The organism is Streptococcus mitis (assembly GCF_003942795.1).
Lineage (GTDB): Bacteria > Bacillota > Bacilli > Lactobacillales > Streptococcaceae > Streptococcus > Streptococcus mitis_BJ.
In genome coordinates, this window is the sequence record NZ_RJNY01000001.1 from 170,587 (window position 1) to 195,425 (window position 24,839).

General features: G+C 43.3%; 27 protein-coding genes, 1 pseudogene and 1 other annotated feature. Of the genes and pseudogenes, 2 read left to right on the forward strand and 26 right to left on the reverse strand.

Annotation, left to right across the window (positions count from 1 at the left end):
- Positions 1-84 precede the first annotated feature (84 nt).
- From D8847_RS00860 to D8847_RS00905, 10 genes are all read right to left on the reverse strand, one after another.
- Complete coding sequence (locus tag D8847_RS00860) at positions 85-2,337, reverse strand: glucosaminidase domain-containing protein (RefSeq protein ID WP_125840285.1); 2,253 nt, start codon at positions 2,335-2,337, stop codon at positions 85-87.
- Between the two features lie 110 nt (positions 2,338-2,447).
- Positions 2,448-3,434, reverse strand: a complete 987-nt coding sequence (locus tag D8847_RS00865) for a dihydroorotate dehydrogenase (RefSeq protein WP_185757898.1) — start codon at positions 3,432-3,434, stop codon at positions 2,448-2,450.
- Entirely contained in the window at positions 3,397-4,197 is an 801-nt protein-coding gene (locus D8847_RS00870; protein ID WP_125840287.1) for a dihydroorotate dehydrogenase electron transfer subunit, read from the reverse strand. The genes D8847_RS00865 and D8847_RS00870 overlap by 38 nt, the downstream gene beginning before the upstream one ends.
- Positions 4,198-4,443: 246 nt before the next feature.
- A complete protein-coding gene (locus D8847_RS00875; RefSeq protein ID WP_000157153.1) occupies positions 4,444-4,824 on the reverse strand; it encodes a VOC family protein in 381 nt (126 codons plus the stop codon).
- Positions 4,825-4,881: 57 nt separating this feature from the next.
- A complete protein-coding gene (gene rplT, locus D8847_RS00880) occupies positions 4,882-5,241 on the reverse strand; it encodes a 50S ribosomal protein L20 (RefSeq protein WP_000124834.1) in 360 nt (119 codons plus the stop codon).
- Between the two features lie 51 nt (positions 5,242-5,292).
- A complete protein-coding gene (gene rpmI, locus D8847_RS00885) occupies positions 5,293-5,493 on the reverse strand; it encodes a 50S ribosomal protein L35 (protein WP_001125942.1) in 201 nt (66 codons plus the stop codon).
- Between the two features lie 33 nt (positions 5,494-5,526).
- On the reverse strand, positions 5,527-6,057 hold the full coding sequence (infC, locus tag D8847_RS00890) for a translation initiation factor IF-3 (protein ID WP_000848184.1): 531 nt from the start codon (positions 6,055-6,057) through the stop codon (positions 5,527-5,529).
- A gap of 15 nt (positions 6,058-6,072) precedes the next feature.
- Positions 6,073-6,204 (reverse strand) — a sequence feature (ribosomal protein L20 leader region).
- Between the two features lie 73 nt (positions 6,205-6,277).
- A complete protein-coding gene (locus tag D8847_RS00895) occupies positions 6,278-8,518 on the reverse strand; it encodes a DNA internalization-related competence protein ComEC/Rec2 (protein WP_084940188.1) in 2,241 nt (746 codons plus the stop codon).
- A complete protein-coding gene (locus D8847_RS00900; RefSeq protein WP_000387315.1) occupies positions 8,502-9,152 on the reverse strand; it encodes a helix-hairpin-helix domain-containing protein in 651 nt (216 codons plus the stop codon). The genes D8847_RS00895 and D8847_RS00900 overlap by 17 nt, the downstream gene beginning before the upstream one ends.
- 66 nt (positions 9,153-9,218) lie before the next feature.
- Positions 9,219-9,788 carry a GNAT family N-acetyltransferase gene (locus D8847_RS00905; protein WP_084940187.1) on the reverse strand — a complete coding sequence of 190 codons (570 nt, stop codon included), beginning with the start codon at positions 9,786-9,788 and terminating at the stop codon, positions 9,219-9,221.
- A 176-nt stretch (positions 9,789-9,964) separates the two neighbouring features.
- Between D8847_RS00905 and ald the strand changes: the two genes are divergently transcribed.
- Positions 9,965-11,077 carry an alanine dehydrogenase gene (ald, locus tag D8847_RS00910; RefSeq protein WP_125840288.1) on the forward strand — a complete coding sequence of 371 codons (1,113 nt, stop codon included), beginning with the start codon at positions 9,965-9,967 and terminating at the stop codon, positions 11,075-11,077.
- Between the two features lie 51 nt (positions 11,078-11,128).
- On the opposite strand, the gene D8847_RS00915 is transcribed toward ald, so the two are convergent.
- From D8847_RS00915 to D8847_RS00990, 16 genes are all read right to left on the reverse strand, one after another.
- Positions 11,129-12,115, reverse strand: a complete 987-nt coding sequence (locus tag D8847_RS00915; protein ID WP_125840289.1) for a PhoH family protein — start codon at positions 12,113-12,115, stop codon at positions 11,129-11,131.
- Positions 12,116-12,195: 80 nt separating this feature from the next.
- On the reverse strand, positions 12,196-12,411 hold the full coding sequence (locus D8847_RS00920) for a YozE family protein (protein WP_001232084.1): 216 nt from the start codon (positions 12,409-12,411) through the stop codon (positions 12,196-12,198).
- An 8-nt stretch (positions 12,412-12,419) separates the two neighbouring features.
- Entirely contained in the window at positions 12,420-13,274 is an 855-nt protein-coding gene (gene cvfB, locus D8847_RS00925) for an RNA-binding virulence regulatory protein CvfB (RefSeq protein ID WP_125840290.1), read from the reverse strand.
- Between the two features lie 59 nt (positions 13,275-13,333).
- Complete coding sequence (frr, locus tag D8847_RS00930; protein ID WP_084878030.1) at positions 13,334-13,891, reverse strand: ribosome recycling factor; 558 nt, start codon at positions 13,889-13,891, stop codon at positions 13,334-13,336.
- 7 nt (positions 13,892-13,898) lie between these two features.
- Positions 13,899-14,636 (reverse strand): UMP kinase, encoded by a 738-nt coding sequence (gene pyrH / locus D8847_RS00935; protein ID WP_000002996.1) that lies wholly within the window; start codon positions 14,634-14,636, stop codon positions 13,899-13,901.
- An 83-nt stretch (positions 14,637-14,719) separates the two neighbouring features.
- Positions 14,720-16,054, reverse strand: a complete 1,335-nt coding sequence (gene trmFO, locus D8847_RS00940; RefSeq protein WP_125840291.1) for a methylenetetrahydrofolate--tRNA-(uracil(54)-C(5))-methyltransferase (FADH(2)-oxidizing) TrmFO — start codon at positions 16,052-16,054, stop codon at positions 14,720-14,722.
- Between the two features lie 236 nt (positions 16,055-16,290).
- Positions 16,291-17,169: a 16S rRNA (cytidine(1402)-2'-O)-methyltransferase gene (gene rsmI / locus D8847_RS00945; RefSeq protein ID WP_125840292.1), complete on the reverse strand. Its 879-nt coding sequence runs from the start codon at positions 17,167-17,169 to the stop codon at positions 16,291-16,293.
- A 2-nt stretch (positions 17,170-17,171) separates the two neighbouring features.
- On the reverse strand, positions 17,172-17,489 hold the full coding sequence (gene yabA / locus D8847_RS00950) for a DNA replication initiation control protein YabA (RefSeq protein ID WP_000358227.1): 318 nt from the start codon (positions 17,487-17,489) through the stop codon (positions 17,172-17,174).
- Positions 17,490-17,525: 36 nt separating this feature from the next.
- The gene (locus D8847_RS00955; protein ID WP_125840293.1) at positions 17,526-18,416 is read right to left on the reverse strand and encodes a DNA polymerase III subunit delta'; all 891 of its coding nucleotides are present in this window, start codon (positions 18,414-18,416) and stop codon (positions 17,526-17,528) included.
- The gene (gene tmk, locus D8847_RS00960; RefSeq protein ID WP_125840294.1) at positions 18,413-19,051 is read right to left on the reverse strand and encodes a dTMP kinase; all 639 of its coding nucleotides are present in this window, start codon (positions 19,049-19,051) and stop codon (positions 18,413-18,415) included. The genes D8847_RS00955 and tmk overlap by 4 nt, the downstream gene beginning before the upstream one ends.
- A gap of 113 nt (positions 19,052-19,164) precedes the next feature.
- Positions 19,165-19,962, reverse strand: a complete 798-nt coding sequence (gene proC, locus D8847_RS00965; RefSeq protein WP_125840295.1) for a pyrroline-5-carboxylate reductase — start codon at positions 19,960-19,962, stop codon at positions 19,165-19,167.
- Positions 19,963-19,965: 3 nt separating this feature from the next.
- The gene (locus D8847_RS00970) at positions 19,966-21,228 is read right to left on the reverse strand and encodes a glutamate-5-semialdehyde dehydrogenase (protein ID WP_125840296.1); all 1,263 of its coding nucleotides are present in this window, start codon (positions 21,226-21,228) and stop codon (positions 19,966-19,968) included.
- A 9-nt stretch (positions 21,229-21,237) separates the two neighbouring features.
- Entirely contained in the window at positions 21,238-22,347 is a 1,110-nt protein-coding gene (proB, locus tag D8847_RS00975) for a glutamate 5-kinase (protein ID WP_221761512.1), read from the reverse strand.
- 101 nt (positions 22,348-22,448) lie between these two features.
- The gene (locus tag D8847_RS00980) at positions 22,449-23,348 is read right to left on the reverse strand and encodes an RluA family pseudouridine synthase (RefSeq protein WP_125840298.1); all 900 of its coding nucleotides are present in this window, start codon (positions 23,346-23,348) and stop codon (positions 22,449-22,451) included.
- Positions 23,332-23,799 (reverse strand): signal peptidase II, encoded by a 468-nt coding sequence (lspA, locus tag D8847_RS00985; protein WP_125840299.1) that lies wholly within the window; start codon positions 23,797-23,799, stop codon positions 23,332-23,334. The genes D8847_RS00980 and lspA overlap by 17 nt, the downstream gene beginning before the upstream one ends.
- Positions 23,796-24,704, reverse strand: coding sequence for a LysR family transcriptional regulator (locus tag D8847_RS00990; protein ID WP_125840300.1), 909 nt, complete (start codon positions 24,702-24,704; stop codon positions 23,796-23,798). The genes lspA and D8847_RS00990 overlap by 4 nt, the downstream gene beginning before the upstream one ends.
- Between D8847_RS00990 and D8847_RS10730 the strand changes: the two are divergent.
- Positions 24,697-24,792, forward strand: a pseudogene (locus tag D8847_RS10730) (AraC family transcriptional regulator); the annotation flags it as partial. The gene D8847_RS00990 and the pseudogene D8847_RS10730 sit on opposite strands and share 8 nt — an antisense overlap.
- Between the last annotated feature and the right edge of the window lie 47 nt (positions 24,793-24,839).

Here is a 24,839-nt window from a genome sequence, read left to right on the forward strand (position 1 = left end):
GAGACTGTTATCATACTATTCCTCCTCCAATGTCCAAAACAAAAACGATAACCACTTTTCAGTAGTTACCGTTGGTTTTTTTGATTAGTCTTTCCCACCAAGTTTGCTGTTGATGGTCATCATGATGCTAGCTATCTTCTCACCCCAGTATGGATCAGAAGCATAGCGAACATTCATTCCTGTTGCCTTGTTTCCAAGGTGGTCTCTGCCGTAGTCAATGTAATTCTCACGAATCCACTTGGCCGCCCCGAGAATCCCTTTGTCCACATCATCAAAGCTCTTGGCTGATAGATATGGGCTAGTATCATAGGCTGCAATACCAAAGAAGTTGTTCTTATCTCTGGCAATTTGACTGCGTCCCCACGCACTTTCAAGAGCGCTATGTGCCATCAAGTAAAGGGCATTGACACCGTAGCGTTCCTCAGCTTCTTTGAAAGTCGCTCCTTTACCTGCTAGAGGACTATCCTGCAAGTTCATCAACGAATACAGTTTATCCAATTCAGCTGCACTATAATTACTTGGTTCTCTCAAGTTTTTATAAAGGAAAGGATTTTTAATGGTAAAGCCATCAAAATGCTCTCCGTCAGTTGAGTAGTACTTCTTACCAATAATCATTGCAGATGTGTGTGGAGCTACTTTGATACTCGTATAAGGAGAGAGTTCATGGTAGAGGAATTTCCCATCACTAGTATAATGAGGGATAAACTCGCTTCCTTCATCTACTGCTGTCAAATCACTTTGATTCATATAGCCAGACAAGCCAGAAATAGAAACTGCAAGTCGGCCGCCTTTTCGCGCCGAGCTATCCAGTGAAACAATGCTTCCTTGGTTAATGTAACTCAAGATTTCTCCAGATGCACTATAGACATAGGCAGTGATTGGTTTAACTTTGTAATATTTGGTTTTATCCGCAACATGCCATCTACCAGAAGCATCCAAGGTATGACCATCCACAGTTTCATTTTTTGCCATATAACCGCCTGATTTAAGGTAATACCATGATTGGTCGGATGAATCGTAGATTAATTCTTTCTCAGCCATCTTTCCATTTGACTTGAGGTAGAACCAATTGTTCTTGTACCATACCCACTCACTTGCAGCCATATAACCGCCAGATTTGAGATAGTAGTAACCATTATCCCAGAGCCATTCTTTATCAGCATAATTCCCATCAGAGTTGATATAGAACCAAGAGTTATAATTCTTATCAAAGAGCCAACCTTTACCTGCTTTTGCTCCACTGCTCGTCACATAGGTGCGGTCAATCCAAGTTTCTGTGGAGAGGTAGCCACCGGATTTGAAATGGTAATCCTTGCCTTTGATCGTTTCCCAGCCTTTTTCAGCATAGGTTCCGTCTGCTTTCAAGTAAAACCACGAGTTATAATTTTTGTCAAAGAGCCATTCGGATTTCAGTTTAGCTCCACTCTTTGCAACATAGAAGCGGTCAATCCAACGTTCAGTAGAAAGATAGCCTCCAAATTTGAAATGGTAATCTTTACCTTTAATCGTTTCCCAGCCTTTTTCGGCATAGCTACCGTCTGCTTTCAAGTAAAACCAAGCATCATAATTCTTATCAAAGAGCCATTCCGATTTCAATTTAGCTCCACTCTTCGCAACATAGAAGCGATCAATCCAGCGCTCAGTTGAAAGATAACCGCCTGATTTAAAATGGTAGTCCTTCCCATCTATGGTTTGCCAGCCATTTTCAGCATAGGTACCATCTTGTTGAATGTAGAACCAACTGCTATAGTTGTCATCATAAATCCAACCTTGTTTGACCTTATTACCATTTTCTGACAAATAGTTCTTACCAAGCCAAGTACCTCTCAGCATTTTACCTTGAGAATTAACGTAGTACTCGTTTCCACCTTGAGTGACCCACTCATCTTTGGCCATTTTCCCATCTTCTTTAAGGTAATATTTTTCCTGACCTTGTTGAATCCACTCATTTTGAGCTTTTTGACCATCCGACTTGAGATAATACCAGGATTGTTTTTCTTGGTCAAACACCCATTGATTCTTGACCCTAGCACCACTTTCAGCCACATAGTACTGGTTGATCCAAGTTTTTGTGGCTAATTTTCCGGTCTCGTTAAAATAGTAATCCTTACCACCAACAGTCAGCCAGCCGTTTTCTGCACGTTGTCCATCAGCCTTAAGATAAAACCAATTCTGATACGTTTGGTCAAAGATCCACTGGTTGGTTACTTGTTTTCCATCAGCTTTGAGGTAGGTCTTTCCTTTCCAAGTCCCTTCATCTGCTTTAGCTGTTTCTAGTACAGTAAAAAAACACCCCAATAAGCCAGCACTTACTAGGGCCACTTTCCATCGTTTCATTTAAATGCTCCAATAACGTTTTCTAAACCCTATTGTAACATAGTTAACCAACGGAAATATTACAAATTGATGAAGATTCTATTTCTTGTTGACGATAAGGAGTGTCTAGCTTATCTCAGACTGGCTTTGACTTCCTGACGGAGATCTTCCAAGCTGCTAATGCCATATTTGTCCATGACTTTTGGTAAATGTTCGATGATATCAGGACAGGCATAAGGATTGGTAAAGTTGGCTGTTCCAACTCCGATGGCAGACGCTCCAGCCAGATACATTTCTAAAGCAGCTTCTGCCGAATCCACTCCTCCCATTCCAATAATGGGAAGGTCTGTTGTTTGGGCGACTTGACGGATGAGTTTGAGGGCTACTGGAAAGACTGCTGGACCTGACATTCCACCCGTTCCATTGGCCAAGATTGGTTTTCTGGTTTTTAGATTAAAGCGCATACCGACTAGAGTATTGATCATGGTTAATCCACTTGCCCCTGCATCTTCTGCTGCCTTTGCAACGGTGACGATATCTGTCACGCTTGGGGTTAGTTTGACATAAACTGGCACATCAGAGGCCTCCACAGCTGCCTTTACCACTTCATAAGCTAGATCAGGATCTTGCCCAATCAAAAGTCCATGATTGCCGTGATCTACGTTGGGGCAGGAGATATTGAGCTCTATAGCTTTTACATTGGCTGCCTGGGAAATCCCCTGAGAAACGGCAGCGTACTCTTGTTTTGAAAAGCCTGCTACATTGGCGATGATGGGAAGCGTAGGATATTCTCTTTCCAGCCAAGGCAACTTTTCAGCTAAAACAGCTTCTAAACCTGGATTTTGCAAACCGATTGCATTGAGCATACCTGCAGGCGTTTCTGCCACCCTGGGAGTAGGATTGCCAAAACGGGGTTCAAGTGTCGTTGCCTTGATCATAATGGAGCCTAAAAGGTCTAAATCATAGTACTTGGCATACTCTTGGCCGAAACCAAAACAGCCTGATGCTGGAATGATGGGATTTTTCAAATCCAAGCCCGGTAGAGAAACTTGTAAACGTTTGTTAGTCATGACTTTCTCCTTATAATACAACTGTTCCTGTGCGAAAAACAGGGCCATCTTCACAGACGCGTTGGCTGACGGTCTCACTATCTGGCACTTTTAGAACGCAGGCATAGCAAGCTCCCATCCCACAAGCCATACGAGATTCTAGAGATAGATAGGCTCTTGGATGATCATAAAAGGTTTGATTGATATACTTCATCATTCCCGGAGCACCACATGAGTAAACCGCATCAAATTGACTGTCTAAATTATTGATAACAACAGAAACATTTCCCTTGATGCCATAAGAACCATCATCTGTCGTTACAAAGACCTGACCATATTGGGCCAATTCGGTTTCGAGAATAACAGCATCCTTAGTCGCAAAACCGAGGACTGTCACTACTGTCACCCCACGCGCATGCAATTCCTTGGCCACCTCAAGCAAGGGTGGAACACCAATCCCCCCACCAACGAGGAGAACTTGGCTCTGATTGTCTAAATCAGACAAGTCAAACCCATTTCCCTGAGGCCCCATCACATCAAGAGTATCTCCCTGACCTAATGTTGAAAAAATAGCTGTCCCAGCCCCCTCAATCCGATAAATAAGGTGACACTGCTTGTTTGCTTTGTCAATAGACGAAATTGAAATAGGGCGGCGCAAGAGATGGGCGTCATCAGGCACACGCAGATGAAGAAATTGGCCGGCTCGCATGGCTTCAACCATCTCCCCTTCTAGGACTAATTCAAAGATTGCTGGCGCAATTTCCTCTTGTGCGACCACCTTCATGGTTTCCAAACGAATAGCACCCAAACGCTTCTTACATGTGGGATTCATGACTTTTCCTCCTTAAATTTAAGGGGACCAGATAAAGAAAAGACCTTGCTAATGCAAGGCCTCAGTTGGGTTAGGCTAGAACTCATGCGCACACTTAAAAAGTCTCCACAGAGAGTCCCCCATCCCTTTTATCTGACACCTTGTGAGTCTCTCTGGGCTCCCCTTAAAGGTTAAATTTGTATTAGTATACTCTTTCAAAGAAAAAAAGTCAAGTAGAAAACGAACATTCTACTTGACATTACTCGATTATTTTTCACGAATCACTTCGACTTTGTAGCCATCAGGATCCTTGACAAAGTAATAGTTTGGTGCAGTTCCTGGAAGTCCATTAGGCTCTGTAACCTCATAGCCTTTTGCACTGTGCTCTTGATGAAGCGCCTCAAGGTCAGGTGTACTGAGGGCGATATGTGCAAAACCATCTCCCACCACGTAAGGACCGTGATCGTAGTTATAGGTCAACTCCAACTCATAGTCGTCACCCTCAAGTCCTAGATAGACAATCGTGAAGGCATGATCTGGAAAATCTCTGCGACGCAATTCTTTAAATCCAAAAGCATCTTGATAAAATGCGATTGATTTTTCAAGGTTTTCTACTCGCAAGCAAGTGTGTAGCATTTTTGAAGCCATATGTTCTCCTTTATTTTTAAAAAGACTGGGACAATCCTGTTCCAGTCTTATCAATTATTATTTACCAAGTTTTGCTTTAGCTGCATCTGCAAGAGCTGTGAAAGCTGCTGCATCGTTAACAGCCAAGTCAGCAAGCATTTTACGGTTAACTTCGATTTCAGCCAATTTCAAACCATGCATCAATTGTGAGTATGAAAGTCCGTTCATACGAGCTGCCGCATTGATACGTGTGATCCACAATTTGCGGAAGTCACGTTTCTTTTGACGACGGTCACGGTATGCATAGTAGTAAGAGTTCATTACTTGTTCTTTTGCAGTACGGAACAAGATGTGTTTAGCTCCATAGTAACCTTTTGCTAATTTAAGAATACGTTTACGACGTTTGCGTGATACAACGCCACCTTTAACACGTGCCATGTTTTATTTCCTCCAAATATTTCCTAGAATTGTTTACTTACTGTTAGGCTATTATTTCAAGCGAGTAAGCATTGCTTTGATACGTTTGAAATCTCCTGAATGCACCATAGATGCTTTACGAAGATGACGACGTTGTTTCTTAGTTTTTCCGTGGAAACGGTGAGAAGTGTAAGCACGGAAACGTTTAAGTCCACCAGAACCTGTACGTTTGAAACGTTTAGCTGATGCGCGGTGTGTTTTTTGTTTTGGCATGATTTTTTCTCCTTTATTTAAACTTTCTGACAATTACTTTTTGTCAGTTGCTGGCGCCAACTGCATGAACATTTGGCGTCCATCCATCTTAGCTCGTTGTTCGATGATTGCAATATCTTGTGTTGCTTCAGCAAACTCGGCTAAAACTTTTGCACCAATCTCTTTATGGGTGATCATACGCCCTTTAAAGCGAATGGATACCTTAACTTTATTTCCTTTTTCAAGGAACTTGCGTGCATTGCGAAGTTTTGTGTCAAAGTCACCCTTGTCAATAGTTGGACTCAGACGAACTTCTTTCACCGTAACAACACTTTGTTTTTTACGTTGTTCTTTTTGCTTTTTCTGATACTCAAATTTGAACTTACCGTAGTCCATAATTTTAGCAACAGGCGGTTTTGCTTGGGGTTGAATCAATACTAAGTCAACATTTGCACTATCAGCCAATGCTTGCGCTTCGCTGAGTGGCTTGATGCCTAGCTGTTCTCCCTCAAGACCGATCAAGCGAACTTCACGTACACGAATTTCATCATTGATGAATAAGTCTTGCTTTGCTATGGTTTTCACCTCTTTTTTATTATTAGAGAAAAACAAGAGCGGACCCGTAATGATACAAGCCCGCACGTTATGATAGCGTTTCTTAGAAACTTTTCATCCGTAGGGCCAGGCAACTTGATGTCACAAGGCGAGAAGCTCTCACTTCTGCTTTTCTCAACTTTTATATGATACCAAGTTTTCTATTCCTTGTCAAGATAAAAAGTCAATTTTTCGAAAAACTTTGTCTATTTTATCGCACCGTTTCAATTCGCCAACTATTCCATCCTTTAAAGCGGATAGCCCCTTGCTGGTCAGTTCTGTAAATCTTACTCTTGATACTTTCCATTCGTGTCAAGGTTTCCTGATGGGGAAGTTTCGCACGATTGTTTCTTCCAACTGAGATGAGAGTAATTTCTGGTTTGATTTTTTCTAGGAGAGCTGGATTGGATGATGTTTTAGCACCATGTTGGCTTGCTTTCAAGACATCCACCTCTAAGTCAGGATATTGCTTCAGCAAGTCCTTCTCTCCTTTTTCCTCCAAGTTTCCAGTAAAGAGAAAATGCTTATCCAAGAGTTTTCCATAAAGAACCAGAGAATCATCACGATTCCTATCTCCAATCTTCCTTGGAGATAGGACTTCTAAGTAACTGCCAAAAATCGGCAAGTTCTCCCCTGCTGCCACACTGCGCACCTCGGTTTGGCTTGCTTCTAGTTTCGCCACAAATTCATTCTGTGTCAAACTTCCTTTTGACACTAAAATTTCGCCCACATGGAAAGCCTTGGTCACCTCCAGCAAATCTCCAACATGCTCCTTGTCTGTATTGGTCAAAACCAGCTGGTCAATCTTGTCTACTCCTCGACTTTTAAGATAGGGAATCAAGGTTCTCTGGGCATTGCTGGTCGTCGCCTTTTCTTGCCATTTTTCAATTTTCTTATCAGACTCTGCCTTGCCTCCCACGTCTATGAGAATGTTTTTTCCAGTTACATCCCGTAGGAAAATACTTTCTCCCTGCCCTACATCCAGCATGGTAATTTCATTTTCCAGAGGATGCTTGATTAAGAAAAAGAGCCCTACGACAAAGAGACTGAATCCTGCTAGTCTTTTGATGTTTTTCCTAAAATCATACAGTATTGCCAAGGAAATTAACAGTAGAATCAACAGCCATGCGTTGGGTTGTCCAAAGACCAAGGGCCTACTTGCCATCTGTGAAACCAAGCGAATGATGCCCTCCAACCACTCAAAGACAAAGTTAAACTGAGTGACTGGGTAAACAAAAGACAGAATGAATAAGATGGACAAAAGCGGTAAGAATACCACATCAAACAGAAAAGAAAAGACAAAGGTCAAAAGGATAGACCAAGGCTGAAATTCTGCAAAATAAAAGGATAGAATGGGCAATATTCCCAAAGAAATGACCAAACTTTCTCTGGCAACAGCCTTGAGTCCCTCCCCTTCTTTGCTGGTCATAGTCAAGATAAAAGCATAAGCGCAGGACAAGACTCCTCCTGCTGTCAGGAAAAAGTTGGGCATGATGATAAAGAGGACAAGCACCGTCAAGGCAAAATTATCCAAACCCTTAACACCATGTTGGGCCAGTAACTTTTGCAAGAGACTGCGAATGACTGAAGCTGAAAATCCTGTCAGACCTGCATAGATAAGGGAAAAAGGATAGGTCAGCCACTTCAACTTTTCTTGGGTCAAGCCCAATCGCAAGAGAAGTTTCTTAAAGGCATCCATAAAGAAGCCCACCTGCATCCCCGACAAGGCAAAGAGATGGATAATTCCAAGACTGGAATAGAGCTCATTCATCTCCCCAAAGTCCGTGTCCAAATATCCCAGCAAGAGCCCCGTCATGTAGTTGCGTATAGGATCTGGAAAGTGCCTCTTGATCCAAACAATAGCCTTTCGACGTAAACTTGATAAATTTTCACCTATGTCCCAACTGCTAATCTTCTTAAGTGACTGGATGCTCTTGATAGTCAGTGTCTGGTAAATCCCCTGCGTCTTTAGATAGGCTTGGTAGTCAAATCCACCAAAATTCCTCTGACATTCTGGCTCTGAAACTTTCCCTTCTAACTCTATCTCGTGAAGATCTGTTAAGGCTTGAAAGTGCTCTTTCTCCTCCTCAGACTGGAGTTTATAGTAAACTTGGAAGGTACGGCCATCATCCTTGCCCCGAAAGGACAGACTATCTCCATTGACCTTAATAGTGTCAGGCAAAATCCGAACCCTCTCAACAGAATCCACTAGGTTTTGACTAGCTTGTGTCTGTTGCCAAGTTTGAAACAGAAACCAAAATCCAAAAACTCCACAAATCGCTAAAACTTTACCAGTCGATTTCCAAGGAAATTGGAAAAAGAGACAGACGAGCAAAAAAACAAAACCTAGCAGTGCGAGATAGGACGCTCCAAAAATGGCATAGTAAAGCCAGAGTAACAGAAAACTCAGATAGATTAGGGGGATAGGGAAATTCTTAATCCACTGTGACATAATCTTTTAGCTTTTCTATGGTCTTAGCCCCAATACCAGAGACTTTCTTGAGTTCATCTACTGACTTAAATTTACCATTTGCCTCACGATGGTCGATAATATCCTGGGCTCGTTTACCACCCAGTCCCTTGACCTGCTTGAGCTCTTCCAGACTAGCTTTATTTAGGTTGATCTTCTTTTCTTTACTTGACGAAGGAGTCGTTCCAGAGGCAGCCTGCTGACTAGCTGCTTCTTCCCCCTTACTCGGGACGTAGACCAGAGCCTCGTCACTAACTTTCTGAGCTAGATTGAGCGACTTGCTATCTGCTTGCTCTGTCAAGCCACCAGCCTTTTGAACGGCATCATGGACCCGACTTCCTACTGGCAAGTCATAAATCCCTGGTGATTTAACAGCACCTTTGACATCTACTGTGATTAAATCTTGTTCAGGAGACTCTTCCTTTTCTTCCTTCTTCACTTCTTTTTCAGAAGTTGAATCCTTTGAAACAGATGCAACTTCTGCCTGTAAATTTGTTTCTTTCACAGGTGTTTGTGAAGTTGGTTTTAACAAGAAAAAGCCGCCTAAGGCCAGACCCAAACCTGCACAGATGACAATGATTTTATACTCTTTGATTTTCTCGATAATTGCTTCCATATTTTCTCCTCTCTTATGTTATTCGTAAGAGTAAGAAAAAACAGTCGAAAATTTCTTTTCAACTGCTTATTTATTTGCAAAATAATCTTCCTTGGTCAAGACATAATGAACTCTTGTAACGATTCGTCCTTTTTCATGCTGGTCCATACAAGCATAAGCTTCTTCGTGGGAAAAACGCATACCTGATTTCTCCATGACCTTTCCTGATGCAGGATTGTCTTTATCGTGTAGGGCGGTCAACTTGTTCATTCCAATCTTCTCAAAAGCCAGTTCAATCACGGCACGATTAGCTTCTGTCGTCAATCCTTGATTCCAATATTTTTTATTGATAATGTAGCCAATAGCTGCTTTTTTGAGAATGTGGTCAATCTTGTGCAAATCAATAGTTCCAATAAACTGACCATTGCTTTTTAATTCGATTCCCCAACGGCCCAAGGGATTAGACAAGTAAAACTGAGCAATGTTGTTCTTAGTTTCTTCTAAGCTTTGATTTGTTGGAAAAGTGTATCGTGTATTTTCTCTGTCTGAAGCATACTCAAACATAGCTTCTGCATCATCCAAGGTTACAGGTCGGAGCAATAAACGCTTCGTTTCTATAGTTGGGTACTGGGCAAATTTCACAAATATTGATTCCATACTTTTCCCTCCATTAGAGCTTGATTCTCACTAGTCTAGCATAAATAAATTTGGATGACAAGTTTTTCTTGATTTTTGAAGCGGTTTCATATACAATAAAACCATCACATTTTTGATTTATGAACTGGAATGTGACAACCAAAACAAGACCGTCAATTGAAAGGTAGGTTATCTCTATGTTAATCGGAATCCCAAAAGAAATTAAAAATAATGAAAACCGTGTTGCCCTCACTCCTGCTGGCGTCCACAGTTTAGTCAGTCGTGGACATCGTGTTCTCATCGAAACAAATGCTGGTCTCGGTTCAGGATTTACTGATGCAGACTATCAAAAGCAAGGAGCTGAGATTGTCGCAACTGCTGCTGAAGCCTGGGCAGCCGAATTAGTCGTGAAAGTAAAAGAACCACTAGCTTCTGAATACGGTTATTTGCGCGATGATCTTCTCCTCTTCACTTACTTGCACATGGCCGCTGCTCCAGAATTAGCAGATGCCATGCTAGCAGCCAAAACAACAGGAATTGCCTATGAAACTGTTCGTGATAATCAAGGACAACTACCGCTCCTCGTTCCTATGAGTGAGGTTGCAGGTCGTATGGCTGTTCAAATCGGAGCTCACTTCCTTACTAAGCAAGCTGGTGGTTCTGGTGTCCTACTAGGTGGTGTACCAGGTGTTCCAAAAGGAAAAGTAACCATCATCGGTGGTGGTGTCGTCGGTACACATGCTGCCCGCATCGCCCTTGGTCTTGGTGCTCAAGTGACTATTTTAGATATCAGTGCGAAGCGTCTCTCAGTTCTAGAAGAAGTCTTTGGAAACCAAATCCAAACTCTTATGTCTAATTCATTCAACATCGAAGCAAGTGTGAGAGATGCTGATGTGGTGATTGGTGCAGTTCTCATCCCTGGGGCCAAAGCACCGAAATTGGTGACAGATGATATGGTCAAACAAATGCGTCCTGGCTCTGTCATCGTTGACGTTGCCGTTGATCAAGGTGGCGTTATCGAGACAGCTGACCGTGTGACAACGCACGATGAACCTGTCTATGAAAAATACGGTGTTCTCCACTATGCCGTTGCCAATATCCCTGGTGCGGTTGCCCGTACTTCTACTATCGCCCTAACCAATGTCACTCTTCCTTATATCGAAGCTCTTGCTGGCAAAGGATTCTCACAAGCAATTGCTGAAGATGAGGGCTTGCGTCAAGGTGTTACCACCTATCAAGGTTACTTGACCAGTCTCCCAGTTGCTAAAGGTCTCGATAAAGATCACACGTCAATCGACGAACTTGTTTAAAGCTAGACACTCATTAAAAAGAGCAGTTCAAATTGAACTGCTCTTTTTTTGCTATTCTGTCTCTTCCTTCTTTTCTTCATTTTTAACTGGAGTTGGTTCATAAGCTCGGATAATCTGAGCGACAACTGGATGGCGAACCACATCCTTGGCTGAAAAATGAACAAAGTCAATTTGGTGAATGTTCTTGAGCTTTTCTTGAGCATCAATCAAACCGGACTTAACATTGCGTGGCAGGTCAATCTGGCTGATATCTCCATTGACAATCATCTTAGAATTAAATCCCAAACGAGTCAAGAACATCTTCATCTGCATGATGGTCGTATTTTGTGCTTCATCGAGAATGACAAAGGCATCATCCAAGGTTCGACCACGCATATAGGCAAGGGGCGCGATTTCGATAATCTCACGCTCCATGAGACGAGTCGTTTGGTCTTTGCCGAGAATCTGATACAAGGCATCATAAACTGGTCGAAGATAAGGATCGACCTTCTCCTTAAGATCGCCCGGAAGAAATCCTAGACTCTCGCCAGCTTCCACTGCTGGACGAGTCAGGATAATCCGCTTGACTTGCCCACGTTTAAGGGCAGTTACTGCCAAAGTCACTGCAAGAAAGGTCTTCCCTGTCCCTGCAGGTCCGATTCCAAAGGTCACATCATGCTGTTTGACACTGTCCACATAAAGTTTTTGACCTAAGGTTTTGACACGGATCGGTTTCCCTGTATTATCCTTGATGATTTCTTCTTCATAAAGGGCGACAAACTTGTCGATTTCATCGTTCTTGACCATGCTAATCGCAGTCACCACATCTGGCGTGCCAACCGTCATTCCTCGATTCACCAAGACCATCAAAGCTTGGATAACCTGACGGGCTTCCTCACAGGCAGACTCTTCTCCGATAACCTGCACAATCTCCGTACGAGCATGAATCACCACATCGAGCTCTTCTTCCATCAAACGAAGATGGCGCTCATTGGAACCAAAAAGATGGAACAAGTCATCTGGGTGACTCAGTTGAATGTCTATTGAATGTTCCTTCAAATAAAGAACCTCTCTAATCCGTTTATTTCTTTTTATTATAGCAAAGAGAACAATAAAATACTAGCCTCATCTCATTGTCTCTAGTGTTCTAAGTATTCTTGCCAGATGGCGTCAAAGTCTCCTAGGTTAAAAGAGAAACTGGCATGCTCCTCCAAAAAGCGACTCACCTCATCAAAATCATCTGTATGTTTTGGAAAAGCTGACTCTTCAAAAGCGAGGTCTGCCAAGATGGCTTTAGGGCTATTACTTTTAGGATTGCGCTCGGTCATGAGCCAAGTGTAAAATGATTTTCTCATAAGCCTCCCTAAATCAACTCTGTACCAAACTGGTCTTGCTTGATTTTGCCAGCCTTCATCAAGCCACCGAGCGTTTTCTTGAACTGACCTTTAGAAATACCAAAGGTTGCCTTAATGTCCTCAGGAGACGACTTATCATTCAAGGTCATGAAACCGCCATTGCTTTCCAAGTAGGTCAAAATCATCTGAGCATCATTTTCCAACATTTCAAAGGAACGTGGTTTAAGGGATAGATTCAAGGTGCGGTCCACCTCACGGAAACCAATAACACGCGCATCTAGCACTTGTCCCAAACGTGGCTCTGCGTAGCGCTCACTTGGGTGAATGAAACCAAGCATGTTATTCTCTGGCAAGTAAACAAAGGTTCCTGACAACTTGAGACGATATACAATGGCTGGCCAGTTTTGATTCTGCATATTATTGTAGGCAGGACGAGCCAAATGTTGGAAGTCTTCCTGATACGCTAAAAGTCCCCAGATGCGGTCTTTCTTGTCCACTTCAAGACGGATGTAAAGTTTATCACCCTTCTTAGGCCAGAGTTCTTTGAGCTCAGGGAGGATATCGAGTGACACAACGATTTCCTTATCAGGTAGACCAGTATCGACAAAGACACCCAAGTCCTTACGAACTTCCGTTACCGTTCCCCAGCCAAATTGGTCCTGAGTGGCAGTCACTTCTAGAGTGGTCAAGCGGAGTTTTTGCTTCATATCTGTATAGGCAAAACCTTTGACCGTATCCCCTACCGAATGTTGACCTTCTTCCTTAGAAAGTGCATAGGTTTGACCATCCTTTTGCACAAAGTAAAAACGGTCATTTTCATCGATGATAAGTCCAACGATAAAACTTGCAAGATTTGTATTCATATTTCCTTCTTTCGAATAAAACTCAGCCAGCAATGCCAACTGAGTTTTTCTGTTTATTTTTAGACTTCCAAGATTTCTTTTTCTTTATTGGCAGTCATGTCGTCGATGTGTTTCACAGCATCGTCTGTTACTTTTTGAATATCTTTTTCAAGAGTCTTCAATTCGTCTTCAGTGATTTCTTTTGCTTTTTCTTGTTTTTTAGCTTCATCCATAGCATCACGGCGGATATTACGGACAGCCACTTTAGCATTTTCACCGACCTTCTTCACTTCTTTAGCAAGGTCACGACGAGTCTCTTCTGTAAGAGCTGGGATAACCAAGCGGATCACAGAACCGTCATTAGCTGGTGTAATACCAAGATCAGAAGCGTTCAAGGCACGTTCGATGTCTTTCAATGAAGACTTGTCAAATGGTGTTACCAACAAGACACGCGCTTCTGGAATAGTAATAGAAGCGATTTGGTTAAGAGGAGTTTCGACTCCATAGTATTCTACATGGATACGGTCTAGCAAGCTTGCGTTGGCACGACCGGCACGGATACCACCAAATTCACGAGCAAGTGATTGGTGAGACTGGGTCATTCTCTCTTTAGCTTTTTCTACAATTGCGTTAACCATAATTTTCTTATTCCTTTTCTTCGATATTGTTTGAAACTGTTGTTCCGATATTTTCACCAAATACAACACGTTTAATGTTGCCTGGTTGGTTCATGTTAAAGACGACCAAGTCAATGTCGTTGTCCATAGAGAGGGTTGAAGCAGTTGAGTCCATGATACGAAGACCTTTGTTGATAACGTCACGGTGGGTCAATTCTTCAAACTTAACAGCTGTCTTGTCTTTCTTAGGATCGGCATTGTAAACACCATCTACACCATTTTTAGCCATAAGAATGGCATCTGCTTCGATTTCAGCTGCACGAAGGGCTGCTGTTGTATCTGTTGAGAAGTAAGGTGAACCAATTCCAGCACCAAAGATAACGATACGGCCTTTTTCAAGGTGGCGAAGGGCACGTCCACGTACGTAAGGTTCTGCCACTTGTTGCATAGCAATGGCAGTTTGCACACGCGTATCGACACCAACTTGCTGCAATGAATCTGCCATCACAAGAGCATTCATAACGGTCCCAAGCATTCCAGTGTAATCTGCCTGAACACGGTCCATTCCTGCTTCTGCAGCAGGTTCTCCACGCCAGAGATTTCCTCCACCAATAACAAGGGCAATTTCGATCCCTAGACTATGAACTTCTTGAATCTCTTTTGCGATTGTTTGAACTGTTTGGATATCAATCCCTACGCCACGTTCACCAGCAAGGGCTTCACCTGATAACTTAATTAAAATACGTTTATACTTGGGGTTCGCCATTTTTACTCTCCTTTTTTCATCCTACCTATTTTATCACAATTTCTAAGATTTTTATAGTACCATTAGCAATTCTTTGAAAAAAATTAGACAGTTAAAAATTCCTCTAAGTCAGCAAGAGCACGCTCTGCAATTTTTTCATAACGAGCCTTCTTATCACGGATACGCTCGCCTTCCAACTCCTTGATAATACCGAAGTTGACATTCATGGGCTGGAAATGCTTGCTGTCAGCATGGGTGATGTAATGAGCCAGACTACCAATCGCTGTTGTCTCTGGGAAAATAACCTCGCTTTCTCCCTTGAAGAGACGAGCAGCATTTATTCCAGCAACCAATCCAGAAGCTGCTGACTCAACGTAGCCCTCTACTCCTGTCATTTGACCAGCAAAGAAGAGGTTAGGTTGTTTCTTAGAACGGTAGGTCTGCTCAAGAAGATTTGGTGAATCCATGTAAGAATTACGGTGCATGACCCCATAACGGACAAACTCAGCATTTTCAAGACCCGGAATCATTTGGAAGACACGCTTTTGTTCTCCCCATTTGAGGTGGGTTTGGAAACCGACGATATTGTAGAGGCTAGCAGCCGCATTATCTTGACGAAGCTGGACAACAGCATACGGTGTTTTGAACTCCCCATCGCGAGGGCCTGTGTAATCGTCTGGATACTCCAGACCAACTGGCTTCATAGGACCATAAAGCATGGTTTTAATGCCACGCTTGGCCATGACTTCGATAGGCATACATCCTTCAAAGTACTTTTCTTTTTCGAAGGAATTCAGCGGAGCTTCCTCCGCATTGACCAAGGCTTCATGGAAATCCATAAACTCTTGCTTAGTCATAGGAGCGTTAAGATAGGCCGCTTCTCCCTTATCGTATCGAGACTTAAGGTAGACCTTATTCATATCAATGGTGTTGACATCGATAATAGGCGCTGCCGCATCATAGAAATAGAAACCATCACCATCATTAAGGGCATGAATTTTTTCAGCTAGAGCATCGCTGGTCAAAGGGCCAGTAGCGACAACTGTAATAACATCTGTTGTTAATTCTGTAATTTCATCACGGACTACTTCAATCAGAGGGTGGTTGGCTACTTTTTCGGTTACCATCTGAGAGAAACCATCTCGGTCCACCGCAAGGGCACCACCTGCAGGAACACGTGTAGCTTCTGCTGATTCCAAGATGACCGAACCCAAGCGACGCATTTCTTCCTTGAGGAGCCCAACAGCATTAGTCAGGGCATCGCCACGAAGAGAATTGGAACAAACCAACTCCGCAAAATTGTCTGTTTTGTGCTGGGGTGTAGGCTTTACACCACGCATTTCATAGAGTTTCACTGGAATACCACGTTCTGCGATTTGGTAAGCTGCTTCAGAACCAGCCAAACCAGCACCGATAACATTGATATAAGATTGAGACATGACACTAATACCTCTTTGGGAGTGTGAAAACAAGCTTTACATTGAAAAAGCCAACCGAACTTACCTAGCATTCAAGTTTCTAGGCTCAGGCTGAAAATGTCCACAGGACTTTCTTCGCTCTCGAATTTCTTGGCTCAGGCTGAAAAAGTCCCCCGGACTTTTTCACTCCCACAAATCTTTCTAATTTTTTCTTTTACTAGTATAACAAAAAAAGGGAAGAAGGCAAACTTCCCTGTTTAGTCATTTTCTTGATTTTCTTCCCAATCATGGTAGGCAGCGTAGAGTTGGCTTTTATTCCACTGGAAGAGTTTCGCAACTTCCTTAATGGCTTGGTTTTTCTTCATGCCTTCTTGGATACGAGCTTGGATTTCTGAAAACAAGTCCTCCTCGTCCTTTTCATCCATATCCTGACTGGCGCCTTCAACGATGAGAAGGCATTCTCCCTTGAGTGGCGTTTCAGCGATGCTTTCCAGCAATTCAGAGATCTTTCCTCGTTGGTATTCTTCATAAATCTTGGTCAATTCCCTGACCAAGACTACCGAGCGGTCACCGTAGACTTCTAGCATATTTTCTAGCGTATCAGCCACACGATGGGGCGATTCGTAGAAAATCTGAGTCTCTGGATAAGCTTTTTTTGATTCAAAAAATTGCTTTTGCTGGCCTGATTTTCTTGGTAAAAAACCGTAAAAGATGTGTGGTTGTGGAGTCAGACCACTGGCAATCAAGGCAGAAATTCCTGCAGAGGCGCCTGGAACGGTAACAACTGCAATCTCTTCCTCGATGGCTACCTTGACCAAATCATGACCAGGGTCTGAGATACTAGGCAGACCCGCATCAGATACCTGAGCAATACTTTGACCGGCCTTCAGGAAACTAATCAAATCAGGAATTTTTTCCTTGGCATTATGCTCGTGAAAACTGATCTGCTTAGTGGAAATATCAAAATGCTTGAGCAAAAGCCCTGTATTGCGTGTGTCCTCAGCAGCAATCCAATCCACCTCCTTCAGAGTCTGGATGGCACGAAAAGTCATGTCATCTAGATTGCCAATCGGCGTTGCTACTAGATAAAGCTTGCCATAGGGAGTTTGGCCCTTAAAACTTTTTTGAATCTGCATGCTTACTCCCTGTATAACAACTCGTCACAGAACATACATTCCTCATCCTGCTCGCGGCGTTGTCCATAAAAATCATTACATACGTGAAAACCGTCTTTATAGATCCGACGGACACTTTCACGAACATGCTTAGCCTTGACGGGAGCATCTGCTTCCACCTCACCCAAGCGTTCTCGTAACTTACTATTTTCCAAGCGAAGAGCTGTATTTTCCTCTACCAGGCTCTTGAGATTTTTCTTGATGGCTTCCACATCGGCCAAGGTCACCAATAACTGTTGAGAAAAATCGTCCAGCGCGTCAAATAATTCTTTTTTATCCATAAACCAGCCCTTTCCTTTCTTTATCCTTCATTGAGTTTATATTTCTTTCAAGACCAGATATTCCATGGCATTTTGAAAGCTTACATTAGCTTGCCACATTTTTCTGGCTTCTACCAAATCTTGTAAAATCTGTCGCATCCTTGCTTGCAAGAGATCCTGCCCACAGAGAACTTCGAGGATTCGCAAGACCTGATCCTGCTTTTCCTTATCATCTGCCAAGCTGGCTAATTTAGCAACTTGGAGATAACTTTCTTTTTTCTTAGCTAATAACCAGGTCAGCAGGCGTTCGCTCTCATCCACCAAGGTCCAAAAACTTGCCTGATTAGCCAACTTTTCTGCTTCAGCTCGTGATTGACTAAACTGGGCTAAGAGAGTCGCTTTTTTCTTAACTAGACCTGCTTGTTCTAATTGATGGATGAGCTTTTCTTCCTGCTTTTTAAAGTGGAAAATCTGAGTCCTACTACGGATAGTTGGCAACATCTTTTCCTCATCGCTGGTCAAGAAGAAAATGTAAACTTCACTCTGGGGTTCTTCGATGACCTTGAGCAGAGAATTGGCTGCGTTGGGATGCATTTTCTCCGCCTGCTCGATAATAAAAACCTGTTGCTGACTTTCAATCCCTGCTTGAGAAAACTGGCCCACTAATTCTCGAATCCGTTCTGTCTTGATGACCTGATTGACTGGCTTAATCAAGGTGACATCGGGAAACTCTTTCTGTTCAATCAGCTTACAGTTTCGGCATTTCTCACACGGCAAAGCGCCTACTTTATCCGTACAAAAGAGGCTCTTAGCCAAAAACTGCGCCATTTCCAAGCTTCCAAAGAAACCTGAAAAGAGATAGGCGTGATTGAGCTGGTCTTGTTCTAGGATACGGACAAAGCGGTCAAACTGGTCTGGCTGCCAAGCCTTTAGTTGATCTTGTTTCATTTAGCCAAGCCCATTCTATCAAATAAGACAGCCTTGGTTGTTTCCACAACTTGCTCCAAAGGAAGACTCGCATCAATCTTGACAATGCGATTTTCTTCTTTGTCCAGAAGAGAAAGATAACCTTGACGAACTTTCTTGTGCAAGTCCAAACCTTCTAAATCCAAACGATTGACCTCGCGGTCACTATTAGCAGCAATGCGAGCCAGCCCCTCTTCCACCTCAATGTCAAAATAGAGTGTCAAATCAGGTTTGAGGCCATCTGTCGCAAATTGATTGAGCCAATTAATAGCATCAATATCTAAGCCTCGGCCAAATCCCTGATAAGCAAGGGAACTATCGATGAATCGATCCATAATGACCAACTTGCCAGCTTCAAGTGCTGGAAGAACTTTTTCCACCAAGTGCTGTCTACGACTGGCAATATAGAGAAGGAGTTCTGTTTTAGGATCCATCTGAGTATGACTTGGATCCAAAATCACTTCCCGAATCTTCTCTCCAATCAAGACTCCGCCAGGTTCACGGGTCGTCAGCACTTCTACTCCTTTTTCCTCTAAAATTGGGAGCAGAGCCTCTAAAACACTGGTCTTTCCTGCTCCCTCCGGTCCCTCAAGAGAGACTAAAAATCCTTTTGACATGTCTAACTCATTTCTTTTTTACTACTTCTATTCTATCAAAAAAATATGGGTTTGTGACAATCTTTTTGTCTTCTTATTCCATGCACCATAAAAGAGGCAGTCAAGGCCACCTCTTATTTACCTAGTTCTTGTGTTCGTTTATAGGCTTGATGAACTGCGTCCATGACGGTGCCTCTAAAGGCATGTTCTTCCAGACTTGCTACACCAGCGATAGTCGAACCACCTGGGCTGCAAACTTGATCTTTCAAAACTCCAGGATGTTGCTGGCTTTCGAGAACCATTTGCCCAGCGCCGACTACTGTTTGAGCTGCCATTTTCAAGGCCGTTTCTCGGGGCAATCCTGTCTGAACACCTGCATCTGCCAAAGCTTCGATAAAGAGGTAGACAAAGGCAGGACCACAACCAGCAAGCCCTGTCGCAGCATCGATTAATCCATCCCCAAGTTCAACCAAGAGGCCAGCCTTGGCTAAAAGCTGACAAAAGAGTTCCCTGTCCTCAGCACGACAGTTTGCTGACATGGCATAACTAATCACTCCTTGGCCGATAGCCACTGGAGTATTGGGCATGATGCGAATGATTCGGTGATGGGTCGGCAGAAATTTGGACAGTTTTTCCAAAGTCAATCCAGCTGCCATGGAAATCAAAAGAAGACTTTCTCTCTTTTCAAGGATGGCCTGATATTGAGCAAGCAGTTCAGAAAACTGAGCAGGCTTAACTCCTAGAAAAATCACATCTGCTTCTGCAAAAATTTCTTCATTGCTGGAAGCCTGACCACCGAAATTTGTGATGAAAGCATCTACTTTCGCTTGACTACGATTGGCAAGGAGAATCTGAGCACCCGTTTTGGCCTGCAAGACAGCTTTCGCCAAGCTAGCACCCATATTCCCCAAACCGATAAATCCAATCTTCATCTCTTACTCCCTTATCTGTCCGTCACCAGTAACCACATACTTGTAGCTGGTCAACTCTTTCAAGCCCATTGGCCCACGCGCGTGCAGTTTCTGAGTAGAAATCCCCATCTCACATCCAAGTCCAAACTGGCCCCCGTCAGTGAAACGCGTTGAGGCATTGACATAAACCGCTGCTGAGTCCACTTGATCTGTAAAGTAAGCTGCAGTTGCAGCATTTTCCGTCACAATGGCATCCGAATGATGGGTACTGTGAGCTTCAATATGCTCAACTGCTTCTTCTAAACTGCTCACAACCTTAACCGCTAGGATATAATCTAAAAACTCAGTGTCAAAGTCTTGGGCCTCAGCTACTCGACCTGAAACAAACTGACTTGCTTTCTCATCCAGGCGGAATTGAATTGGTTCCAGTCCAGCTTCCTTACGCTCTGCAACCAGAACTTGTTCCAAGCGAGGAAGGAAGCTTGCTGCCTTGTCTTCATGAACCAGCAAGACCTCCATGGCATTGCAGACAGAAGGACGGCTGGTTTTAGCATTGTTGATAATGGCTAGAGCCTTGTCTTCGTCTGCATCCTTATCTACATAGACATGGACAATTCCAGTTCCTGTCTCGATAACGGGTACGATAGCATTTTCAACCACGGCATTGATCAAGCCAGCACCTCCACGAGGAATAAGAAGGTCTAGATAGCCCTTGGCCTTCATCATGGCATAGCTGCTTTCACGGCTAGTATCTTCTACCAGTTGAATCACCTCTGGATGAATGGTAGTCGTCTCCAAGCCCTTCTTTAAAGCTGTGACAATAGCATGAGCAGTTTGGTAGGCGTCCTTCCCACTACGAAGAACGACCGCATTCCCACTCTTGAGAGCCAAGGCAGCCGCATCAGACGTCACATTTGGACGGCTTTCATAGATAATACCAATAACCCCCATGGCCACACGCTTCTTAGTAATAACCAAGCCATTTTCAAGCTGACTTGTTTCTAGGACTTCACCAATAGGATCTGGTAAAGCAACCACTTCACGAATCCCTCTTGCCATCGCTTCTATACGTCCCTCATCCAAATAAAGACGGTCTAGCATGACATCTGAGATTTTCCCCTTGGCCGCTGCCATATCGAGGGCATTTGCCACTAAAATCTCCTCAGTAGCCGCCAATAACTGATCAGCCATGGCTAGCAAGGCTTGGTTTTTCACTGCTTCACTAGCAGTATTGATTGATTTCTTAACAGCCTGTACCTGTTCGAATTGTTCTTGTGTACTTACCATCGTTCACCTCTAAAATTCTGTAAAGAGCAGCTGGATTTCAGGAGTGACGGAAATCCAGTCATCACGGTGAATCAAGACTCCCTTAGCTTTTTGAGAACGGAGCATATCTTCTAGGGCTGAGACGCCAAATTGGACACATCCCTTTCCAAGAGATTGACCTGTTTCTTTATCTGCTACTGTGACAATATCGTGGTAAGAGAAGTTTCCTTCCACTTCTACCACACCCGATAAAAGGAGACTTTTCCCGTTTTTTGAAAGTGCCTCTGCAGCTCCACCATCTACCCAAATCGTTCCCTGACTTTGAGCATAGAAGGCCAGCCATTGTTTCTGGGTACGAAGGCCCTTCTCTTGCGCAACAAAGAAGGATCCATCCTTGGTCTCCTCCGCTGCCTCAATCAGGGCATCTGATTTCAAGGACGAGCAGATATAGACTGGCACCCCTGACTCCGTTGCAATCGTAGCCGCCTTGATTTTAGTCAACATCCCACCTGTACCATTAGACGAACCTGCTCCACCAGCCATATCAATAATCTCACGATTGATAGTCTCGATTTTCTCCAAACGTTTGGCTGTTGGATCTGAGTTGGGATTTCCAGTATAGAGACCGTCCACATCGGTCAAGAGAACTAAAAGGTCTGCTTGAACCATCGCCGCTACCTGGGCACTCAGAGTGTCATTGTCCCCGACCTTGAGCTCATCAATAACGACACTGTCATTCTCGTTGATGATGGGGATTGCACCACGATGAAGCAATACAGACAAGGCCTGGTGGGCATTCTTATAGCGACGTTTATCTACAAAATCATCCTGTGTCAGCAAAATTTGCGCTGAAACGATCTGGCGCATGAGGAGGTTGGTTGTGTATTCTTCTAGGAGCAAACCTTGGCCTACTGCGGCCGAGGCCTGCTTATCTGCAATCTTGGTCGGCCGTTTTTTAAAACCTAAAGCACCAAAGCCAGCCGCTACTGCCCCAGATGAAACCAAAATCAACTCATGCCCGGCCTCATGCAACATAGCTAATTGTTGGGTAATTGCCTTTACTTTACTTCTTGATAAACTCCCGTCTTCATTTGTCAAGGAGGAGGTCCCTACCTTAAAGACGATTCGTTTGTACTTCATATACTCACTCCGATTCTTCATATTTATCCATTATAACATGAATACTTTAAAATAGAAAAGACTTGAAATAAAAAAGGTTGAGGCAAGGCATCTCAACTCTTTTATCTATTCTCAGTTTTACGCAATCTTTCCAGCGTTTCTTTAAAAATCTCTGGAATATCTGCTGTGAACTCCAAGGTTTCACCTGTTCTCGGATGGGTAAAGCCTAGAGTCTTAGCATGGAGAAATTGTCCATGTCCCTTAAGTGTCTTACGAGGACCATAGACCTCATCCCCAGCGACCGGATGGCCAATATAAGCCATATGAACACGGATTTGGTGGGTGCGTCCTGTTTCCAGTTGCAACTCCACTAAAGTATAATCACCAAAACGTTCCAAAACGTGGAAACGCGTCACTGCAGGCTTTCCTTTAGCAGTCACAGCCTGTTTCTTACGGTCTTTTTCGCTCCGACCAATCGGTGCTTCAATCACACCACGATCATTGGGAAGATTGCCATGAACAATCGCCCAGTATTTGCGGAGAGACTTCTTATCCTTGAGTTCTTGGGCAAGTGCTAAGTGGGCCTCATCATTCTTAGCAATCATGAGGAGACCAGACGTGTCCTTGTCAATACGGTGAACAATTCCCGGTCGGAGAACCCCATTGATACCTGACAGGTCCTTGATATGGTACATGAGGGCATTGACCAAGGTTCCGCTAGTATGACCGGCACTCGGATGGACCACCATCCCTTGAGGTTTGTTGACAACAGCTACATCCTCATCTTGGTAGATGATTTCTAGCGGAATATCCTCAGCCACATACTCTAAAACCTCTGGTTCTGGCACATGGTAGGTGACGATATCCCCCTCTTGGACAGTGTATTTTGCTTTCTTGGCTTGCCCATTCACCAAGACTTGTCCAGCCTTGATTTGTTCATTAGCGAGACTGCGTGACAATTCTGTCAGGTCAGACAGAGCCTTGTCTAAACGTTGCCCACCAGTTTCAATTTTTATTTCCATTTACTTCCTCTTTAAGCATTGCAATCAATAAAACGATCACGCCAACTGTCAAATAGCTGTCAGCCACATTGAAAATCGCAAAGTTGATAAAGTCTAGGTGAAACATATCCACTACAAAACCTTGACTCATTCTGTCGATAAAGTTGCCCAGACCTCCCGCGATTATCAAAGTCAGCCCAAAAACTAGCCAGAGAGAGTCCTCCATGTGTTTATGTAGATACCAAATAGCGCCTGCCATGACAACCAGTGTAATGACAGCAAATAACCACTGCTGATTTTGCAGCATGGAGAAGGCTGCTCCTCTATTTTGCAGGTAGGTCAAGCTAACGAGTTTGGGTATCCACGAACGCACTTCACCCAGTGGAATCTGCTGGACAACATAGGCTTTAACCCACTGATCCAATCCAATCAAAAGCAGTATAATGACTGCCACTATTCCTCTTTTTTTCATGATTTCCTCTTTTGATCAAAATATTCTTGCATGACTTCTACGAAAAGAGTCCCAGCTGGACTAAGCTCCACTTCTTCCCGTTTGACATAAACCATGTGGTTATCTAGATTATCCTTGAGACGAATGACTGTAATCCCATTGACACTGTCACTATCTAAAAATCCAGACCCAGTCGCATAAGCATCCGTTCGCTCTAAAATGCCATTTAAGGTAGCACGGTCTGTCACATTGAACATCTGCGAGCTAGCGCTGGTATCGACAAAGTTCTCTGAATAGTATAGGTACTCGTCCTTTTCCTGAGTAAAGCGAACTGTTGGCAGATCCGCTAGGTCCTCCATGACCAATTCCTCTTTCTGTGCTAAAGGATGTCCTTCACGAAGATAAATGTGAGTCTGGAAAGGAATTAGTTCAATAACTTCTAAACCAAGCTTTTCAACCCGTTGCATGATGCCCTTTTTATTTTGATTGTTGAGGTAGATAATCCCAATCTCACTATGTCCTTGGGCCACTTCGTCTAAGATTTGAACTGTAGTAGACTCAAAAATACGAAAGTTCTTATAATCAGGATAACGTTCTGAAAAGGCCGTAATGGTCGGTGGCAAGAAGTCATAGTGCTGACTGGCAATGGAAAATTCATCCTTTTCTTCCTCAGGATTGGCATACTGATTTTGAAAAACATCAAAGCCTTTGACTAATTCTTGCGCTTTCTCATAAAATTCCATTCCACGACGGGTCAAGAAAGTCCCCGAACTTGTTCGACGGAAAATCTTAAAACCCAGCTCTTTTTCCAAATCGCGCACAGAAATAGACAGACTCGGCTGACTAACATACATCTTTTCAGCAGCTTCACGGAAAGTACCACTATTGGCAATGGCCACAACATAGCGTAATTGTTGAATGTTCATCTTTTACCCCCAACTTCTCTATCTGTTCATTATACCATATTTTAGAAGTTTTCCAAAAAGGAAAAAAGTGTCCATCGCAAGTTTAAATCTAACTATTCTCTATTAAATTCAAAATGGGTATTAAAACAAAAAAAT

What these genes read in the sequence shown, in the direction of transcription:
- D8847_RS00860 (WP_125840285.1), bottom strand. Translation starts at nt 2,337, where the DNA reads ATGAAACGATGGAAAGTGGCCCTAGTAAGTGCTGGCTTATTGGGGTGT.
- D8847_RS00865 (WP_185757898.1), bottom strand. Translation starts at nt 3,434, where the DNA reads ATGGCCCTGTTTTTCGCACAGGAACAGTTGTATTATAAGGAGAAAGTC.
- D8847_RS00870 (WP_125840287.1), bottom strand. Translation starts at nt 4,197, where the DNA reads ATGAATCCCACATGTAAGAAGCGTTTGGGTGCTATTCGTTTGGAAACC.
- D8847_RS00875 (WP_000157153.1), bottom strand. Translation starts at nt 4,824, where the DNA reads ATGGCTTCAAAAATGCTACACACTTGCTTGCGAGTAGAAAACCTTGAA.
- rplT (WP_000124834.1), bottom strand. Translation starts at nt 5,241, where the DNA reads ATGGCACGTGTTAAAGGTGGCGTTGTATCACGCAAACGTCGTAAACGT.
- rpmI (WP_001125942.1), bottom strand. Translation starts at nt 5,493, where the DNA reads ATGCCAAAACAAAAAACACACCGCGCATCAGCTAAACGTTTCAAACGT.
- D8847_RS00895 (WP_084940188.1), bottom strand. Translation starts at nt 8,518, where the DNA reads ATGTCACAGTGGATTAAGAATTTCCCTATCCCCCTAATCTATCTGAGT.
- D8847_RS00900 (WP_000387315.1), bottom strand. Translation starts at nt 9,152, where the DNA reads ATGGAAGCAATTATCGAGAAAATCAAAGAGTATAAAATCATTGTCATC.
- D8847_RS00905 (WP_084940187.1), bottom strand. Translation starts at nt 9,788, where the DNA reads ATGGAATCAATATTTGTGAAATTTGCCCAGTACCCAACTATAGAAACG.
- ald (WP_125840288.1), top strand. Translation starts at nt 9,965, where the DNA reads ATGTTAATCGGAATCCCAAAAGAAATTAAAAATAATGAAAACCGTGTT.
- D8847_RS00920 (WP_001232084.1), bottom strand. Translation starts at nt 12,411, where the DNA reads ATGAGAAAATCATTTTACACTTGGCTCATGACCGAGCGCAATCCTAAA.
- cvfB (WP_125840290.1), bottom strand. Translation starts at nt 13,274, where the DNA reads ATGAATACAAATCTTGCAAGTTTTATCGTTGGACTTATCATCGATGAA.
- frr (WP_084878030.1), bottom strand. Translation starts at nt 13,891, where the DNA reads ATGGTTAACGCAATTGTAGAAAAAGCTAAAGAGAGAATGACCCAGTCT.
- pyrH (WP_000002996.1), bottom strand. Translation starts at nt 14,636, where the DNA reads ATGGCGAACCCCAAGTATAAACGTATTTTAATTAAGTTATCAGGTGAA.
- trmFO (WP_125840291.1), bottom strand. Translation starts at nt 16,054, where the DNA reads ATGTCTCAATCTTATATCAATGTTATCGGTGCTGGTTTGGCTGGTTCT.
- rsmI (WP_125840292.1), bottom strand. Translation starts at nt 17,169, where the DNA reads ATGCAGATTCAAAAAAGTTTTAAGGGCCAAACTCCCTATGGCAAGCTT.
- yabA (WP_000358227.1), bottom strand. Translation starts at nt 17,489, where the DNA reads ATGGATAAAAAAGAATTATTTGACGCGCTGGACGATTTTTCTCAACAG.
- D8847_RS00955 (WP_125840293.1), bottom strand. Translation starts at nt 18,416, where the DNA reads ATGAAACAAGATCAACTAAAGGCTTGGCAGCCAGACCAGTTTGACCGC.
- tmk (WP_125840294.1), bottom strand. Translation starts at nt 19,051, where the DNA reads ATGTCAAAAGGATTTTTAGTCTCTCTTGAGGGACCGGAGGGAGCAGGA.
- proC (WP_125840295.1), bottom strand. Translation starts at nt 19,962, where the DNA reads ATGAAGATTGGATTTATCGGTTTGGGGAATATGGGTGCTAGCTTGGCG.
- D8847_RS00970 (WP_125840296.1), bottom strand. Translation starts at nt 21,228, where the DNA reads ATGGTAAGTACACAAGAACAATTCGAACAGGTACAGGCTGTTAAGAAA.
- proB (WP_221761512.1), bottom strand. Translation starts at nt 22,347, where the DNA reads ATGAAGTACAAACGAATCGTCTTTAAGGTAGGGACCTCCTCCTTGACA.
- D8847_RS00980 (WP_125840298.1), bottom strand. Translation starts at nt 23,348, where the DNA reads ATGGAAATAAAAATTGAAACTGGTGGGCAACGTTTAGACAAGGCTCTG.
- lspA (WP_125840299.1), bottom strand. Translation starts at nt 23,799, where the DNA reads ATGAAAAAAAGAGGAATAGTGGCAGTCATTATACTGCTTTTGATTGGA.
- D8847_RS00990 (WP_125840300.1), bottom strand. Translation starts at nt 24,704, where the DNA reads ATGAACATTCAACAATTACGCTATGTTGTGGCCATTGCCAATAGTGGT.